At 46.9% G+C, this 16,294-nt stretch carries 14 protein-coding genes, 1 other RNA gene and 1 riboswitch; of the genes, 12 read left to right on the forward strand and 3 right to left on the reverse strand.

What is annotated here, in order from left to right; translation table 11 throughout:
* The first annotated feature begins 15 nt into the window (after positions 1-15).
* From secG to ACKTT9_RS01530, 11 genes are all read left to right on the forward strand, one after another.
* Positions 16-252: a preprotein translocase subunit SecG gene (secG, locus tag ACKTT9_RS01480; RefSeq protein WP_029196004.1), complete on the forward strand. Its 237-nt coding sequence runs from the start codon at positions 16-18 to the stop codon at positions 250-252.
* A 75-nt stretch (positions 253-327) separates the two neighbouring features.
* Positions 328-1,125: an alpha/beta hydrolase gene (locus tag ACKTT9_RS01485; protein ID WP_407870221.1), complete on the forward strand. Its 798-nt coding sequence runs from the start codon at positions 328-330 to the stop codon at positions 1,123-1,125.
* 44 nt (positions 1,126-1,169) lie between these two features.
* Positions 1,170-4,142: a ribonuclease R gene (gene rnr, locus ACKTT9_RS01490; RefSeq protein ID WP_407870222.1), complete on the forward strand. Its 2,973-nt coding sequence runs from the start codon at positions 1,170-1,172 to the stop codon at positions 4,140-4,142.
* A gap of 94 nt (positions 4,143-4,236) precedes the next feature.
* On the forward strand, positions 4,237-4,719 hold the full coding sequence (smpB, locus tag ACKTT9_RS01495) for an SsrA-binding protein SmpB (protein WP_167053092.1): 483 nt from the start codon (positions 4,237-4,239) through the stop codon (positions 4,717-4,719).
* 174 nt (positions 4,720-4,893) lie between these two features.
* Positions 4,894-5,258, forward strand: a transfer-messenger RNA (tmRNA) gene (gene ssrA / locus ACKTT9_RS01500).
* Between the two features lie 347 nt (positions 5,259-5,605).
* Positions 5,606-5,708: riboswitch (purine riboswitch) on the forward strand.
* 215 nt (positions 5,709-5,923) lie between these two features.
* Positions 5,924-6,739, forward strand: coding sequence for a 5'-methylthioadenosine/S-adenosylhomocysteine nucleosidase (locus ACKTT9_RS01505; protein WP_407872936.1), 816 nt, complete (start codon positions 5,924-5,926; stop codon positions 6,737-6,739).
* A 192-nt stretch (positions 6,740-6,931) separates the two neighbouring features.
* Positions 6,932-7,681 (forward strand): hypothetical protein, encoded by a 750-nt coding sequence (locus ACKTT9_RS01510; protein WP_407870223.1) that lies wholly within the window; start codon positions 6,932-6,934, stop codon positions 7,679-7,681.
* 160 nt (positions 7,682-7,841) lie between these two features.
* Entirely contained in the window at positions 7,842-9,584 is a 1,743-nt protein-coding gene (locus ACKTT9_RS01515) for an SWIM zinc finger domain-containing protein (protein WP_407870224.1), read from the forward strand.
* A gap of 31 nt (positions 9,585-9,615) precedes the next feature.
* Positions 9,616-10,428, forward strand: coding sequence for a helix-turn-helix transcriptional regulator (locus ACKTT9_RS01520; protein WP_407870225.1), 813 nt, complete (start codon positions 9,616-9,618; stop codon positions 10,426-10,428).
* Between the two features lie 120 nt (positions 10,429-10,548).
* The gene (locus ACKTT9_RS01525; protein ID WP_407870226.1) at positions 10,549-11,562 is read left to right on the forward strand and encodes an ABC transporter substrate-binding protein; all 1,014 of its coding nucleotides are present in this window, start codon (positions 10,549-10,551) and stop codon (positions 11,560-11,562) included.
* Positions 11,563-11,752: 190 nt separating this feature from the next.
* Positions 11,753-12,286, forward strand: a complete 534-nt coding sequence (locus tag ACKTT9_RS01530) for a DUF3231 family protein (RefSeq protein ID WP_407870227.1) — start codon at positions 11,753-11,755, stop codon at positions 12,284-12,286.
* 84 nt (positions 12,287-12,370) lie between these two features.
* Here the strand turns inward: ACKTT9_RS01530 and ACKTT9_RS01535 are convergent, their stop codons facing one another.
* The 3 genes from ACKTT9_RS01535 to ACKTT9_RS01545 all read right to left on the reverse strand — a co-directional run bounded on the left by ACKTT9_RS01535 (position 12,371) and on the right by ACKTT9_RS01545 (position 15,465).
* Positions 12,371-13,234: a DNA-primase RepB domain-containing protein gene (locus ACKTT9_RS01535; RefSeq protein WP_407870228.1), complete on the reverse strand. Its 864-nt coding sequence runs from the start codon at positions 13,232-13,234 to the stop codon at positions 12,371-12,373.
* A gap of 171 nt (positions 13,235-13,405) precedes the next feature.
* Positions 13,406-13,813 (reverse strand): CHRD domain-containing protein, encoded by a 408-nt coding sequence (locus ACKTT9_RS01540; RefSeq protein WP_127457095.1) that lies wholly within the window; start codon positions 13,811-13,813, stop codon positions 13,406-13,408.
* A 383-nt stretch (positions 13,814-14,196) separates the two neighbouring features.
* Complete coding sequence (locus tag ACKTT9_RS01545; protein ID WP_407870229.1) at positions 14,197-15,465, reverse strand: MDR family MFS transporter; 1,269 nt, start codon at positions 15,463-15,465, stop codon at positions 14,197-14,199.
* 233 nt (positions 15,466-15,698) lie between these two features.
* Between ACKTT9_RS01545 and ACKTT9_RS01550 the strand changes: the two genes are divergently transcribed.
* A complete protein-coding gene (locus tag ACKTT9_RS01550; RefSeq protein WP_157323701.1) occupies positions 15,699-16,190 on the forward strand; it encodes a CcdC protein domain-containing protein in 492 nt (163 codons plus the stop codon).
* The last annotated feature ends 104 nt before the right edge of the window (positions 16,191-16,294 follow it).

The raw sequence follows: 16,294 nt of genomic DNA on the forward strand, positions 1-16,294 counted from the left end.
GGGGTGCTAATAAACATGGTAATCTTTATGAAAATTTTGTTAATCATAGCTTCAGTCGGATTAATTGCGATTGTTCTTCTACAAAAAGGTAAAAGCGCAGGGTTGTCCGGTGCCATCTCCGGTGGTGCGGAGCACTTATTTGGTAAACAAAAAGCACGAGGTTTAGAACTTTTCTTGTCCCGTTTCACGATGGGGCTTGCTGCTGCATTTTTCATTCTTTCCATTGTCGTAGCATACGTAGTGAAGGCCTAACACACATAAAACGATAACAGCAGGGGAAATCTACTCCTGCTGTTTTTTCATTTTAAACGGGCCTATAGGTAGGAGATGTTTACCATCGAAAGCAGAGTTTACAAATCCACGGAGCCTTTTTTCTGGACAGGCAAGGGGACGAAGCAAACAACAGGCATATTAATGATTCACGGGTTCACGGGATCGCCCTCCGAATTTCGACGGATTGGGTATGAGCTGCGGGATGAGGGCTACACGATTCAGGCAGTGAGGCTTCCCGGACATGGAACGTCACCGGAAGATATGCTACGAACCGGATGGACGGATTGGTATGGGCATGTGCTGGAGAATTATGATGAGCTTGCGGCGAAATGCAAAAGTGTCGTCGTGATGGGGCATTCGATGGGTGGCCTTTTGGCCCTGAAGCTGGCGGTTGAGCGTCAAGTGGCAGGTGTGATCTCGCTGGCTACACCGATCTTTCTGACGTCAAGAAAATCAGCGTTGGCGGTCATTATGCAGTATTTTATCAAATACATAAATAAGAAGCCCAAAACACTCTCCACGCTATTAGATGAGTCATGTGCATATACCAAAACGCCGATTCGCTGCGTCGTTAGTTTGCGAAAGCTTTTGAAACATGTAAAAGGTTTGCTGCCTCAAGTAAAAGCGCCGATATGGATCGGGCAGGGGGGCAGGGATGGTGTCGTCCATCAGGGAAGCGCAGCGTTTTTATATGAACGCACTCGCTCTGAAAGCAAAGAGCTTCGTTATTATGCGAAATCATCGCACGGTTTGCTGCTGGATCAAGAAAGAGAGCTTGTTTATGCCGATATTGCGGCGTTTATCCTTTCTCTACAAGTGGCATACTATGGAGTAAAGGAACGGATACGGTGAGTGTAGGACGAAGCTCAACAACAACAAGAAGGTGAAGAGTGTATATGATAACAGATCAAGATATTATTAGTTTGATGCGAGATGAGGCTTATAAGCCTATGTCTTATAAAGAGCTCGAAAAGCATTTCAGGATTGCAGGAGCGGAAGAGTTCAAGGATTTTATTAAATTATTGAATCGTTTAGAGGAAAGCGGTCACGTGGTTCGAGGCGGGAATGACCGTTATGGCGTGCCGGAGCGCATGAACTTGGTAAGAGGAAGACTGCAAGCCCATGCGAAAGGATTCGCGTTCTTGATTCCGGAAGACCGGGAGCACCCGGATGTGTATATTAATGCGCATGATTTGAATACGGCTATGAACGGTGACATTGTTTTCGTAAAAGTAACGTCCAGAAGCCAAGGCGGGGGCCGCTTGGAAGGCGAAGTTGTGCGGGTCATTACTCGCGCTAATACACAGATTGTGGGCGTTTTTCAGGGACAGGATACGTATGCTTTCGTTATTGCTGACGATAAGCGGATGACGAGAGATATTTTCATTCCTCAGCATGCTTTTAATGGGGCAGTTACGGGGCAAAAGGTCGTAGTAAAGATTGTGAACTATCCAGAAGGTCGCTCTGCGGCTGAAGGGGAAGTTATTGAAATCCTCGGCCATAAGGACGATCCAGGTGTTGATATTCTGGCGATTGTGCGCAAGTTCCAGCTGCCGGAGGCTTTCAAAGAGGAAGTACTGGAAGAAGCAGATGCAGCACCGGATTCGATTACGGAAGATGAGATTGTTAGCCAGGGGCGCCGCGATCTTCGCTCGAAGCGGATCGTCACCATTGATGGTGAAGATGCCAAGGATTTGGACGATGCGGTTAATGTAGAGCTTTTGGAGAACGGCCATTATAAATTAGGCGTTCATATCGCTGATGTAAGTTATTATGTTCGGGAAGGCACGGCGCTGGATATCGAGGCTTATAACCGCGGGTGCTCCGTCTATTTGACGGATCGTGTGATTCCTATGCTGCCGCATCGGTTGTCGAACGGGATTTGTTCGCTTAACCCCAAAGTAGACCGCTTGACGATGTCTTGTGAAATGGAGTTCGATGAGAATCTCAAGGTCGTTAATCATGAGATTTTTACGAGTGTAATTAAGACTAGCGAGCGAATGACCTATACGAATGTGCGTAAGCTTTTGACGGGTGAGGCTGAGCCTGAGCTTGTGGAGCGTTATGCGTATTTGATGGAAGATTTTAAGCGGATGGAAGAGCTGGCAGCTAGACTTCGCGGCAGACGGATGAAGCGCGGTGCGATTGATTTCGATTTTGAAGAGTCTAAAATTCTGGTAGATGCAGACGGTAAACCAACCGATATCGTGAAAAGAGAGCGCTCTGTCGCGGAAATGATGATCGAAGAGTTCATGCTGGCTGCGAATGAAACGGTTGCTGAGCATTTTTCGTGGATGAAAGTACCTTTCTTATACCGTGTCCATGAAGATCCTGATGCTGAGAAGTTGATGAATTTCATGGAGTTTGTGACGAACTTCGGGTATTCGGTCAAAGGGAAGGGCAATTCCGTACATCCACGTGCGCTGCAAAGCTTGCTAGAGGACATTAAGGGGACGCCAGAGGAGACTGTGCTTAGCAAAATTATGCTTCGCTCGATGAAACAGGCTCGTTATGATGCTCAGAGTTTGGGGCATTTTGGCTTGGCGGCGGAATTTTATTCCCACTTTACCTCACCGATTCGTCGTTATCCCGATCTAATTATTCACAGGGTCATTCGTGAAGTGTTGGAAAGCGGTACTTTGTCTGATACTCGTCATGAATATTTGGCTTCCCGCATGAGTGATATTGCGCAGCAATCATCGGAACGCGAGCGTGTAGCTGTAGATGCAGAGCGTGAAACAGAGGCACTCAAGAAAGCTCAATATATGCTGGATAAAGTGGGCGAAGAGTTCGAGGGCATTATTTCGAGTGTAACCGGCTTCGGGATGTTCGTTGAATTGGACAATACCGTTGAGGGCTTGATCCGTTTGAGCGATTTGACCGATGATTACTATAACTTCCATGAGAGACAGTTTGCTCTCGTTGGAGAGCGCACGTCCAAGATCTACCGAATTGGCGATGAAATTAAAGTCCGTGTGGCTCGCGTAAATATGGAAGAGCATACGATTGATTTTGAGTTGCTGGATATGAAGCCTCGCAAAGAGGGTAGTTTTAGCCGTGGCGGTGGAGGCGGCAAGCCGTTCAAAGGAGCGGCAGGCTTCAAGGGCTTCCGTGGCGGCAAAGGCAAGCCGGAGAAGGGCAAGGGCGGCTATACCAAAGGTAAAGGTGGCTTTTCGAAGTCTCAGGGTGAGAGTGCGGGGCGCCGGCGAGGAGAAGGTAGTGCTGTTGGTGCAACTGATGGGGCGCGTGCGGGCCGTGATGGTGGGGCTGCTGGGCGTGTGAGATCGGGTCAAGAGCGTATAGAAGGCGCGGCTAGACGTGTGAAAGAAGGGCAAGATGGAACTAATGGAGCAGGGCGTTTAAGGGCAGGGCAAGAGCGCGGTGAAGGTCGCGGTCGTGTGGAAGGGCAAGAAGGAAGAGCGCCTCGTGATGGCGCTGAGGGGCGTGCGAGAGCAGGTCAAGAGCGTGGTGAAGGCGCTGGTCGTGCGAGAGCAGGTCAAGAGCGTGAAGGCGCTGGGCAGGGCAAATCGCGCCGCGGGAAAGGCGGTAACACGCCGTGGAGCGAAAACCGCGGCAAAGCCGGCGGTGGTCGCGGGAAGGCGCGTGGTCCTAAGCTGAGCGAAGGCGGCAGCTTGAGCTCAAGGCTGGAATCTGTCGGCGCAGGCCGGACAGATAGCGGTGCTGGCCGCGGCGAGAGCAAGCGCGGCCGCGGAGGTATTGCGCTTGGGGGCGAAGCCCAAGCGGGCGGTGGCTCCGCTGCTGAGCGCAGCAGCGGCAGTGATTGGGCGAGCGGCGTGAACGCGCTCGCTAAGGGTGGTCGTCGCCGGAGTGACGGCGACGGCGGCGGTAGCAAGAAGCGGCGGAGATAACGCCGCTTCTTGCATTTCGGGCTTGATCTTGCTACAATAGGATGCACATTGTAGCAGTATTTACCTGCTGGAAATTGCGGGAGGAGGATCTCACGTGGCAACGAAGAAGGCAGATGGCAAGGTGCTTGCCCAGAATAAAAAGGCTTCACACGATTACTTTATTGAAGAAACGTACGAAGCAGGTCTTGTCTTGACCGGCACGGAGATCAAATCCTTACGGGCAGGTAAAGCGAACATTGGCGATAGCTTTTCGACGATTCGTAATGGAGAAGCTTTTGTCCATAACATGCACATTAGTCCTTTTGAGCAAGGTAACCGAAGTAATCCAGAGGATCCGACACGGACGCGGAAGCTGCTTTTGAAGAAAGTACAGATCGCCAAGATGTTGGGCCAGGCAAAGCAAGAAGGTTACACCCTTGTGCCGTTGAAGGTGTATATCCGCAATGGATATGCTAAGCTTTTAGTCGGCATTGGTAAAGGGAAGAAGCAGTACGACAAGCGTGAATCGGCAGCCAAAAAAGATGCACAACGCGACATTCAACGTGCGCTGCGCGAGAAGCAGAAGATTGCCAGATAACGTGGCAAAGGTATTGGTAAGCAGCACCTAGACTTCCACAAACCTGAGCGTTCATTTTTGCACAGCTTGTGTTATACTAGGTCTACAGCAAATGATTCAGTTTTAAAGAGCAATTTCGCTCTAACAGCTCGTCTTTTACCTTCTCCGTTCTATGGGCGGAAATGAAGGCAATCCGGGGGTGTTCTTGGATTCGACGGGGATAGTTCGAGCGCGGGTTGCGGGTAGTGGGGACGCGTCCGCTTTAACAACGCTAAAGCCTATTAAATGGCAAACAAAACAACAACTTAGCTTTCGCAGCTTAATAACCTGTGAGCTAGCTCCTCCCTCGCATCGCCCATGTGCTAGGATAGGGGCCCAACCTTAGTGGGATACGACGTTTGGTCTCCGCCTGGGGTCGGACGTAGGAAGACAATCAGGCTGACCCAACGCAGAGCGGGTTACGGCGCGCTGCTCGGGTGACATCAAAACTGTGACTACACCCGTAGATGCCTGTGTGGCGATATTTTCGGACAGGGGTTCGACTCCCCTCACCTCCATACAAGTACAGAAAAAGCACCCTTCGAGGGTGCTTTTTTCTTTTGTATTAGGAGGTACGGGGGGAGAAATCCTGGAGGGAGCACGCCATTGAAATGTACCGCTAGGGTAGTCGTAGTTGAGTGTGCTTCGTTAGCAAATTAGATGGACATTTCAGTACTCCCCTCAGTTTTTTTCTTTTGTACAAGGAGGACGGGGACTGAGATACTTACCATTGAAAAAATGGTGAGTTTTAAACATATTCTCTATTTTTCCCTTTGAATTCAATAACATTTACGAACATTTAACAAAACTTCGCGAATATCATTCGCCTTTTCCTTGAGATTCCTCTGTGAGTTTGCTATACTTTCAACATAATAAAAAATGGATAACTCGTATATGCTCGGTAATATGGTCTGAGCGTCTCTACCCGGCTCCCTAGAATGAGCTGGACTTCGAGTTAAAGTATAGGGTATTTGGTTTGTGACCAACGCATCATTGAATTTGGCAAAGCTTTATTTTGCTTTATTTTATACTTTTGCTCTCTAAGTCTAGCTCCGGTTCCGGGTCTAGTGTAGAGAGCATTTTTTATTTGTAGATTTTTGTTGGGCTTAATTCATCGAGTGTATCGAACATCAAGGGGGAAATTAATTTGTTTAAGAAGTTTGGGTTGTTAGGAGTAGTTGGCACATTGCTGGTAACAGGAGCTGTAGGCTGTAGCTCTGCTCAAAAGACTAGCGCACAAAAACCTATTATTATTGAGGGTCCAATGCCAATTGAAGCTGAGAAGTTTGCTAAAAGATTGGAAAATGTTTCGGAAGAACAATCGGGAAGTTTTGTATTTTATAAAGGGACTGTAGATAATTATCCTGTTATCGTTGCAAAAACAGGAAAAGGAATGGAAAATACGGCTGCTGCTACGGCATTGGCTATTGAAAAATATAACCCTATAGCTATTGTTAACCAAGGAACATCAGGGGGACATGATCCAAATTTAAATGTTTTTGACATCGTTCTAGGACAAAGAACAACCAACATCGGTTCATTTAAAGCGGCAGACAAGGGTGCAAATCAGGGCATTGATCCAACATTATGGAAACCTATGGATTTGATGGCCTCTGAAGGAAGTGCAGGGGAAGATCCGAACGCTGAAAAACCTCGTTTTTATGAGGGAGACAAAAATCTACTGGCAGCAGCGAATGCCGTTAAAGATAAGTATACGAAGGGTAAGGTCGTTGAGGGTACAATTGGTTCAGGGGACTTCTGGAATAACGAGGTAGACCGAATTAAATGGCTGCATGACAAATTCGGTACGTCCGTGGAGGAAATGGAAGGTGCCTCGGCAGCACAAATTGCTAATTCATATGGTGTACCATTCCTGGGAATTAGAGTTCTCTCTAACAATAAGACAAACGGTGGAAAATATGATCCAACTACAGCAGAGGGATGTCAGGAATATGTGTATGAAGTGGTCAAAAAATACATTTCCACATTGCCGAAGAAATAATAGTACAAAACAAAGATACCAGAGGGATAAATGATAGATATGAATCATAAACAACAGTTGTAAATAATTGGTTAAATGTGATATGATTTCATTATATAATATCTAATAAAACGGAAGCACCGTGCCTGCAGAAGTCTGTTATCTGCTCGCATGTGTGCTTTTTTTTATCTGCAATTAGAGGAGGAAGATATCGTGTATCCGCAAGTTAGCTCACCCCAAAAAGTAACGGAGAGATGGCTTAATCAGGCATTTGCCCCGCTGAGTGATTATTTGGACCGGGAGCACCCGGAAGAGGCCCGCAACATTATGGCTTATATGACATTCATGTGCAATGAAGATCAGCGATTTTATTACAAAAATTGCATATCAAATGATTCTATAGTTCTCAATCAGTTAGGGGAGCTGGTTTTCTGCGGCAGGGAAGCACTTCGCTATAAATTCGAGTACCCGGAAAGCACTTGGGTGGAGCGTCCTTCAAAAGAAGAGCGTTTTGTTCACCCGAACGTTACGAAATGGATGGCAAAAAGCCTTAACAAGAAAGTTGAGGAGAAATACGGCGAGGAGGTAGGCATTTTTCTTCAGGAGCTGTGGGGACCGATTGTGAACTTTGATTTTAGCGATCTGAAAGTAGGCTATCCTATAAAACGAGCTAAAACACGCTACTGTCTCTACCTTTACCCCTCTGAATTCCTTACGAAAATTGCTATCCAATTCGTTGGAGACGAAATCGTAGAGAGAAGATGCAGTTACTCGCAATATTCCGAATACGAGAAACAAGTACGTAACCTGAACTATGAGGGATGGCAGGTGATTACTGTCATTCGGGAGTTTCTCGATAGGAATCTCGACCAATTCCGGCTGTATATATCTAAAGCGGTTGAGATGGCTGAGCCTAGGGATCAGATGTATATGTTAACGGAATTAGGCCGGAGGGAACAATAAAAGTAGCCCGTAAAGATTTTTGATTTAGCGGTAGTGAAGTAAGATGAACAAATTGAACTTCTCTCTGGAACAGATCATGGATATATGCATTGGAAACACTTTTGTGGTTTGATATAGTGATTGTAACGGCAATTGTGTTTACCAGGAGGATGATTCACGGATGCATATTCTATCATTTGAAGATCAAATAAGCCGTGTTATTATAAACCACGGTTACAATTATTACATGGATGATCTTGTTTCTACTATAGAAGAAATTAATGAGAATCTCTTTGCAGCAACTGTTGAGGGAAGTGATGACTATAATGTTGTCATCGCCTTGAAGGAAGATGGCGAGATACACTCTCATCATTGCACATGCCCGTTCGAGGGGCCAGTTTGTAAGCATCAGGTTGCTGTGTTTTATGAACTGCGTGCTGAGTGGGAAGAAAATATGTTTGACGGAAAGGAGAGTCAAGTCGAGACGACTTTCTCCAATAAGAGCAAGGAAAGTGCTGTCAACGACGGTAAAGATACAAAGGTGAAACGGGATATCCGCTCGATTTTGGCAGAGCAAAGCAAAGAAGACCTGGTTGAATTTATACTCTTGATGATTCAGGAGGATCAGGATGTTGCAAAGCAAGTCCGGCTGCACTTTGAGCGTGGTGATGTTAAGACAGAACTATCGACTTGTTATGAGTTGATCCGCAGCCACATCAAGAAGCATGTAGATCGTCACGGGTTTATCGCTTATGGGAAAGTCTCCCAAGCCATTCGTGGTGGGGAACTTGTGTTGGAGCGCGCAATTAATGATTGGCGAGCTGACGACCCACTGTCTGCTATTCATTTCTGTTTTTGTGTCATGCATGAAATGATTGATCTGCTGCAGGGTGCGGATGATTCGGATGGAGCTATCGGAGAGTTGATTGAGGACAGCTTGGAGACGGCCACTCGTTTAGATCTCGATGCCATGACGCCGGACAAACAGGCGGAAATCTTCCGTGTTTTGCTGGCGGAAGCGATGGCATCTCGCTACGACGAGTGGTCCGATTGGCGTCATTCGTTGCTCGACGCTTGTGCGGAGTTGTCGCAAACACGGGAATTGTGCGAGGCGCTGAAGCAGGCCATCACGCAACTCGAATTGCGCACAGTTCACTCGGATTACGAATGGTCAGCCAATCATGAGCGTGAGGCGCTCGCTAGACTGCGTTATAAGTTGCTAGATGAGGCGGAGAAAGAGGCTTTCCTTCTTGCGCAATTGGATAAGCCTTCCTTTCGCGAGGAGGCCATACGGCAAGCGATAGAGGCACAACGCTATGACGATGCCATCCGCTTGGCAGAGCAAGGTGAGCTTTCTGATCAGGAGCGAGGTCTGCCAGGACTTGTGACGAAATGGAAGATGCTGCGCTATGAGGCATGTGCAGCTGCGAGTTACACGGAACAGATGAGAGAACTGGCTTTCGATTTGACGGTTGACGGGGATTATACTTACTATCTTGAGCTAAAACAGCTTTATTCGGAGGCGTCCTGGCAAGAGGTGTACGAACGGCTTATGCAGCAAATGGGACAGAAAGATTATAATTTTAATAACGTGTACATTCGGATCATGCAGGATACCAATGATCATGCCCGTCTCCTTAAGTATGTACAGGGGCGGCCTTACGAAATAGTGGATTATTACGCCGATTTGGCGAAACATTATCCGGATGAAATGCGTCAACTATTCCGCGGGTATATCGAACTACGAGCGAGTAATGCGAATAATCGTAGTCAATATAAGCATGTGGCCAAGTTGCTTGTCACATATAAGCAAGCCTGCGGACCTGACCATGCAGAAGCGCTGCATCGGCAGTTTTTAAGCGGATATGTACGGAGGACGGCGTTTTGTGAGGAGTTACGGAAGATAACCTCAAAAATCGTGTAAGTTAGGATATGTCCAAGAAAGGGGGATCTGTGTGGGAAATCAATACGATGCGTTAGCCGGATTTTTTCTGCAGGTGCCCATCGACATATTCGGTGTATTTCAAACAAATCTCCAGCATGGCAGGTATCAAGGCCACAAGGCGCAGCCGACTACGAAGGGCGGAGTTCTCATCGCGTTAAAGGGTGAAGCCAATTTTGCCTACGATGGGGTAAGCTATCTGATGAGTCCGGGGAAGGCCATCATCGGCGGGTATAACCGGCACTTTGAAATTGCTGTAAACTCTGCGGAGTTTGAATATTTTCTTGTTCATTTTTTACCGGTGGCTCCTAAAGAGGACAAGGCTAATCTGGTGAGAGAGGTACATCTGCTTCATATCGACATGGATGCGGGGCTGCTGCAGGTGATGAAGCAATTGAGGCGGTACTCCACTGAACTGGGGCAAATTGAGCTGCTTGAGAAGAAAACATTATTTTACCAGCTAGTGAATAAGACATTGACGTACGAGCGCTACCTGCAAAATAGAGAGAGCCATTCGATGATGGAGCAGACGATTGAGCACATTCGGCAGCATTATATGGAGCCGATCACGCTGGAAGGTTTGGCGGAGCAGCATGGGATGAAGGGGAAATATTTTTCGCATCTGTTTCAAAAATATACAGGAATCGGTCCTATTCATTATTTGATTGAATATCGCATGAAGGTTGCTTATGAACTTCTGGTGACGACCCCTTTTGCTGTGAGGGACATTGCCCGAAATGTGGGGTACCCGGATGCGTATTATTTTAGCAGGCTGTTCAAAAAGCATTACGGCATGTCACCAACCGCGTTGAAAAGGGGTGAATGAGGAATAAATCCATCAGCACATCGGGAAAATCTCTATTTGCGGAAGTCGGTCAGAGTGGTAATATTAACTCGATAATGATAATCGTTATCACTGACTTGGTTCACGAGAGGAAGATTCCTGATGAAAAAACAGTATATGCCGCTGCTGACAGCGTGCTTGATGATCGTATTTCTTTTACTAGCCAGCGCATGTTCCGGCAGCTCTAAATCTAACACAGCGAGCAACAGCCCTAGCCCGTCCGCGACACCTGCAGCTAGTGCATCGACGGCGAGTGCCAGTTTTCCAAGAACGATAACGAGCGCCAAAGGCGAACAAGTGACGATTGCGAAAAAACCGGAAAAGGTTGCGCTTGTTCATTGGGGATTGACGGAGGATCTATTGAGTTTTGATATCCCATCCATCGGCATCGCGCTTCCATTTGCGGAGAAGCAGTCCCTGCTGAGCATCGACTTGTACAAGCCTTACATGGATAAGCATAAGGAAGTAACGATTGTCGGTGAGAATACGGATGTGAATATGGAAAGACTGCTGCAATATGGTCCTGATCTCATCATCGCAGGTACAGAGACGAATCAAAAGGTTACGGACCAGTTGACGAAGATTGCGCCGACGATTTTCATTGATGAAACGAAGACGGATGTTTGGAATGACTGGCCGGGCGTGATGACGAAGTTCGGTGAAATCCTTGGACAAGAAGATATTGCAAAGCAGAATATCGACAAGTTCAACAGTAAGGTTACGGAAGCGAAGGGCCAACTGAAAGGTGTGCAAGGTAATGTAGCCTATCTTCAGGTGAGGGATAAAACGATGTGGCTGCAGGGTACCCAATACGCCGGTCATTACTATGAGCCGCTGGGTCTAAAAGCGCCGGAACAAGCGAAAGGCGAAGGTGCAGCGATTACGCTTGAAGGACTGGTTCAGATCAATCCGGATTATATTTTCCTGGGTTACTTTAATTACAGGGATAAATCTCTGCCTGCTCTTGCAGACGAGTGGGAGAAAAGTGATGTTTGGAAAACGCTGAAAGCTGTGAAGGATAATCATGTGTATAAAATTGACGGGGAAGTTGCTTATGGATTTGGTCCGATCAGCAGGATGTTTGGGACGGACGCCATTGTGAAGGCATTGAAGTAACTGCTAAGTCGTAGATTTGCAAAAATGAAAGGAGCTTGTCACTGAAATTCAGTGCAGGCTCCTTTTTGAGTTACACGTTGTAATCGTCGCGATCTGTCCACATATTCCAGTGGAAGCTAGGGAGACTTCTGTTAGCGCCCTTATAAAATAGATGCCAATGGGTACGCTATAAGCAAAAGGAGCTGGGAATATGAATATTATGGAGGTATTCGGCGATGCGATAAAGCCGTTTCTGGATGGCGAAAAGCCTCCTTTAAATGTCGGAGAAGTCATGAATCTGTGGTTTTACTTCACGGCAACCGATCAAACGATGCGGGGTGAGCAGGTCTCTTTTAATATTACGGAGGATCCTGAACTGAAAGAAAAGCTGCAAGAGGTCATTAATGATGTGCATCGGCCGATACTCGACGAGATAACGGCATTTTTGAAAAAGGAAGGTATCCCGATGCCAGAGGCGTCGCCGGATAAGCCGGTTGGCGATTTTCGACATATTCCTGTGGGGTCGAAGTTGTCAGATGAGGAGATAGCAAGTTTGCTCAGCTTTAATTTAGTATTGGGAATCAATTATGGCAGCCGGGGATTGACAGAGGCGGTTCGGCCGGATGTGGCTGCACTTTTTGCCAAGTTTCAGATGAAAAAGATGATCTTTTCGTTAACGTTTAAGGATTTATTGATGCGAAAAGGGTGGTTGAAGACCCCGCCGTATTTTAGACCGGAAGCATGAGACGATCGGAAAGCGTCAGAGAAGCCGCGGCCACTGCTATATAAAGAAAGAAGCACCTGTGTAGGGGGTGCTTTTTTGCAATCCTTATGGTCTTAACATTAGGGTCTGGATAAGCTCCTCTTGTGTGTAAGGCTGCTTCCTTCCTGAATGAATGACCCTGACTAGGTAAGGCTTATCCGGATTTTTCATATGGTAAAATCCAGGAATACGCATGACCCTCGACAGGTTTGTAATCATAGGATCTGATCCGAATTTGCTGGCTAGCGCCTTTTGAATAGGAACGAATTTGGATATGGAGCCGTTTTGAATGACCCAATAGATGTGATAGCCGTTTTTTGTTTCGACGATCATGGCATTTTTAATCTGCGACCAGTGCTTCTTGAGGAAGGTTTTTTTCAATTGAGCAACCTGCTCTTCAGCGCGATGAGCTCTAAGCAGGTATTGCCCTTGTTTCCCTTTTTTAATTGTGATGGATTGGATCCGCTCTAAGGGGTCAGATTTAAGTTGTTTGATTCGTGCTTTTAATTGTTCTTTGGTTTGGAATTGTTCAGATATTTTATTGAGATCGACATCGATAAACTGTGCTCTGATTTCTTTGATTTCGCGGCTCTTTTCATCTCTGCGGTTAATTTCCATGAATACGGCGTAGCCTTTGGCATTTTGACTGAGCAAATGAATGGATTTGTTGTTTTTAGAGATCAGCTCGATGTGAGGGACTTGTTTTTCCAACAGCAAGAGGGGTTTATGCAGCAGGATGGCTTGTTTGTCGTTGGATGAATTCAAAGAGTGTGCAGAATTAGCGTTAGTTGGCTTCGAGCGTTCAGCATCATGAACTAAGATAAAATGAAGTTTTTCGTCTCCTTTACGGCAAATTTTATGAAGAAATTGATGCATATGGCTGGAACTGAGCTGAACCAGGGTGGAGTATTGCGTGGGTTTATTTTTCATCTGGCCACATCCCTTTGTCTAGGTTTCCGACACCAAAGTGATTGGTATTCTAAACATTCATATTCTGAAAGGATAAGCCAAGTGTAAACTTTTGCACCTATTTTCATGGGGAGTAGGGAGGTTCGAAAGTGAAAAGAAGACACCTGGAGAGGGTGTCTTTTTTTCATAACTTTAAGGCTGTTTGACTTGGCCGCGAATTTCACCTTCCGAATTACGGTTGGTGTGCACGTTGACGTAGGCATTACCGCTTTCGAATTCAGTGATTAAATCTTTAAGCGTCTTTCCTTGCAGTGGACCGACTAAGTCTTGATTCGTTAAAATGCCGCGAATGGCGCCTCGTCTGACAGAAATGCCGAATTGGTTGGGGCCAAACAGGCAAGCAGCAATGGGACCGCCCCGTCCTGGTCGCGCAAGATGAATATGGGCTTGGGTGGCGCGGGACATATTTCGCATGATCAAGGCGAATCTTAACTGGCTGCCGCTGCTGTTCAACTCGAATATGGCATCTCCGGTTGATAAAGTTTGTACGGGGGGCACTTCATTTTTACCGTTTAGAAAGGCTTTGTATATGGTTGGAATAGGTCTTCACTCTCCTTATCTAGTAATACTTCTATGTATTCATAGATTGAGAGATTTGCTTGTTGATAGGCCTAAATGACAAGAATTTCATCATGCGAGAGGGCGATAGGGGGTGCTTGGGAAACTATAGTCCGTTATTTTGGCGGGAAATGGAGTCTTGGCTAAGTCAAGGGAACCGTGTTCCTCTATTTTGCTGTTTTTGCCTGAAAAGGGCGGATCCAAACACAAATAAGGCCCAGTAGTTCCGCTAGAAGAGGAAATTACTTAATTTCCTTCAAATAGCGGCCTTCAGTTCCTTTAAATTAAATCTTAGAAGACTCACCACCAGGTTCTATGAATGTATGGGAGGTTAGCTGAATGGTGAGTACGATAATCAGATATCTTTAAGCAGCCGTCTGACGGTCATACAAGTTGAACATGATGTTGTACAGGACTGCGGAAATCACAGCTATGCCCGCAAGCAAAATGAACGTCCATGTGAAGCCAATCCACGACGAGATCGGGATGGAAAGCGGCGCTAGGGTGCGCCCAAGCGTATATCGCAAGCTGCCTGCGGCAAAATATTGGCCGCGCATATGCTCGGGAGCCAGCCGGGAGACGAAAGCTTGCTGAGGGCCCGCGGACATTAGCTCAGCCAGTGTGAACACGGCAATCGCGAGGGTGAAGCCCCAGAAGGTGGACATGTGGCCGAACAATACAATGCCAAGTGCGTAGAAAAGCGCACCGCCAATGAATACGTAGCGGTCACGATAAGCGAGCATCCACTTGGTCACAAGGACGGTAAATAAGGCTACGAACAGCCCGTTCTCGGATACAATCAGGCCGAACAACTGCTTGCCGGATAATTGCAAACTCCAGTCCCCGTAGGAGAAGATCGTCGATAACTTCACGGTTTCCTCCATAAAAACAGGGAACAGCAAATCCAGCTGCATGAAGGTTTGAGACAACAGCACACCGGCCAGGATGAACAGCAAGAAGACGCGGTCAGCTGCAATGATCTTGTAGTCGCGCAGCTGCGCGGCCAGGAACCGGTACCAAGGTTCACCGGTTGTGGAACGGTTGTGCTCGGCTAGCTTCTCGGGCAGCGTTTCGTGTAAGGTGCGGCTCATCGTCAAAGAGAGGAGAAGACAGAAGACAGAAGCAGCGAAAAGCACAATATACGGATTATCATCGTAGGTGATAGATCCGAGCAGCGGGCCGACAACGACAGACACGTTCGCGGCTGTATAGAAGATGGCAAAAACGCTGGAGCGGTGCTCCTCTTTCACAACGTCCGCGACCATTGCTTGGCTGGCAGGCCAATAGATGGAGCCGGACATGCTGGCGAAGCTGAACCCGATGAAGCCAAGAACGGGCATCGCGATCAGAGGCGAAGCGGCAAGAGCGAAGACGCCGTAACCGACGCCTTGTCCGCACGCCGCGAGGACCATCATCCGTTTGCGTCCGAAACGGTCAGCGCAGTAACCGCCCATTAAGTTGGCGAAAACGGACAACGTTTGTGACAAAATCAGGAGAACGCCCGTCCAGCCTTTGCCGAAGGAATTGGCAAAATAGATCGATAGAAACGGAAAAAAGGTCCAAAAAATAACGTTAAAAGCAGTCTCTCCGCCAAGGCGGATTTTTAAATTAATATCCCAATCTCTCATTCTCATCTGGCTGTTACCTCTAGTTGATAGTGTTTACTTACATACTACCATTCTTGCTACATAAACAAAACGAAGGAAGGACATGCGGATAATCGGATTATCGCAGCGACAATGAAGGGTTTGATCCGGGAAAACGTATCCGCCTGAAGACCGAGAAGGAATATGACCTGCGTCTGAATGAATTCCGTGATTGATCGTGTATACTGATATAAAAAGCAGCAACAGGAGGAAATTTTATCATGAATGCTGGAACATGGATCGGGTATGGCATTGGCGCACTGGTTATCATACTGGTAATATGGCTCAGAACCCGTGGCAAAACACGTCCGATCAAAAATAAAGGTCTGGGAATATTAATTCCCGTCATTATACTGCCTATTCTATTTGGTTTTTCCATCTACTCGCTAACGAAGATCCCTGATCATCCTTTTCATTTACCTGTGATCTGGGAGATGTTATGTGCGATGCTGCTGGGCGTCGGGTTAGGCAGTATTATGCTGTATCATACGGGCTACGAGAAGCGGGAAGACGGGTATGTGTACGCGAAGCCAAACAAGAATTTCAAGTATGTCATCATTGCCGTGCTGGTCATTCGTATCGCGCTTTCGCAGTATTTCAAAGGGCTGGATTATACGGAATTTACCGTTCTTACGATGTTAATGGCGTACTTATACATTTCAGTTTGGCGAATTGGCAGTTTCATGAAATACCGCAAAGCGAGTGTGAACTAAATTACGATAGAAAAGTACCTAGGCTGCAAGCAGCTTGGGGCTTTTTTATTTTGGCGAAAAGGTCAGGCTCTCACGATATATCAGTAGAAGATCCGAACTGAATG

Source organism: Paenibacillus sp. P36, from assembly GCF_045866505.1.
Classification (GTDB): Bacteria; Bacillota; Bacilli; order Paenibacillales; family NBRC-103111; genus Paenibacillus_E; species Paenibacillus_E chondroitinus.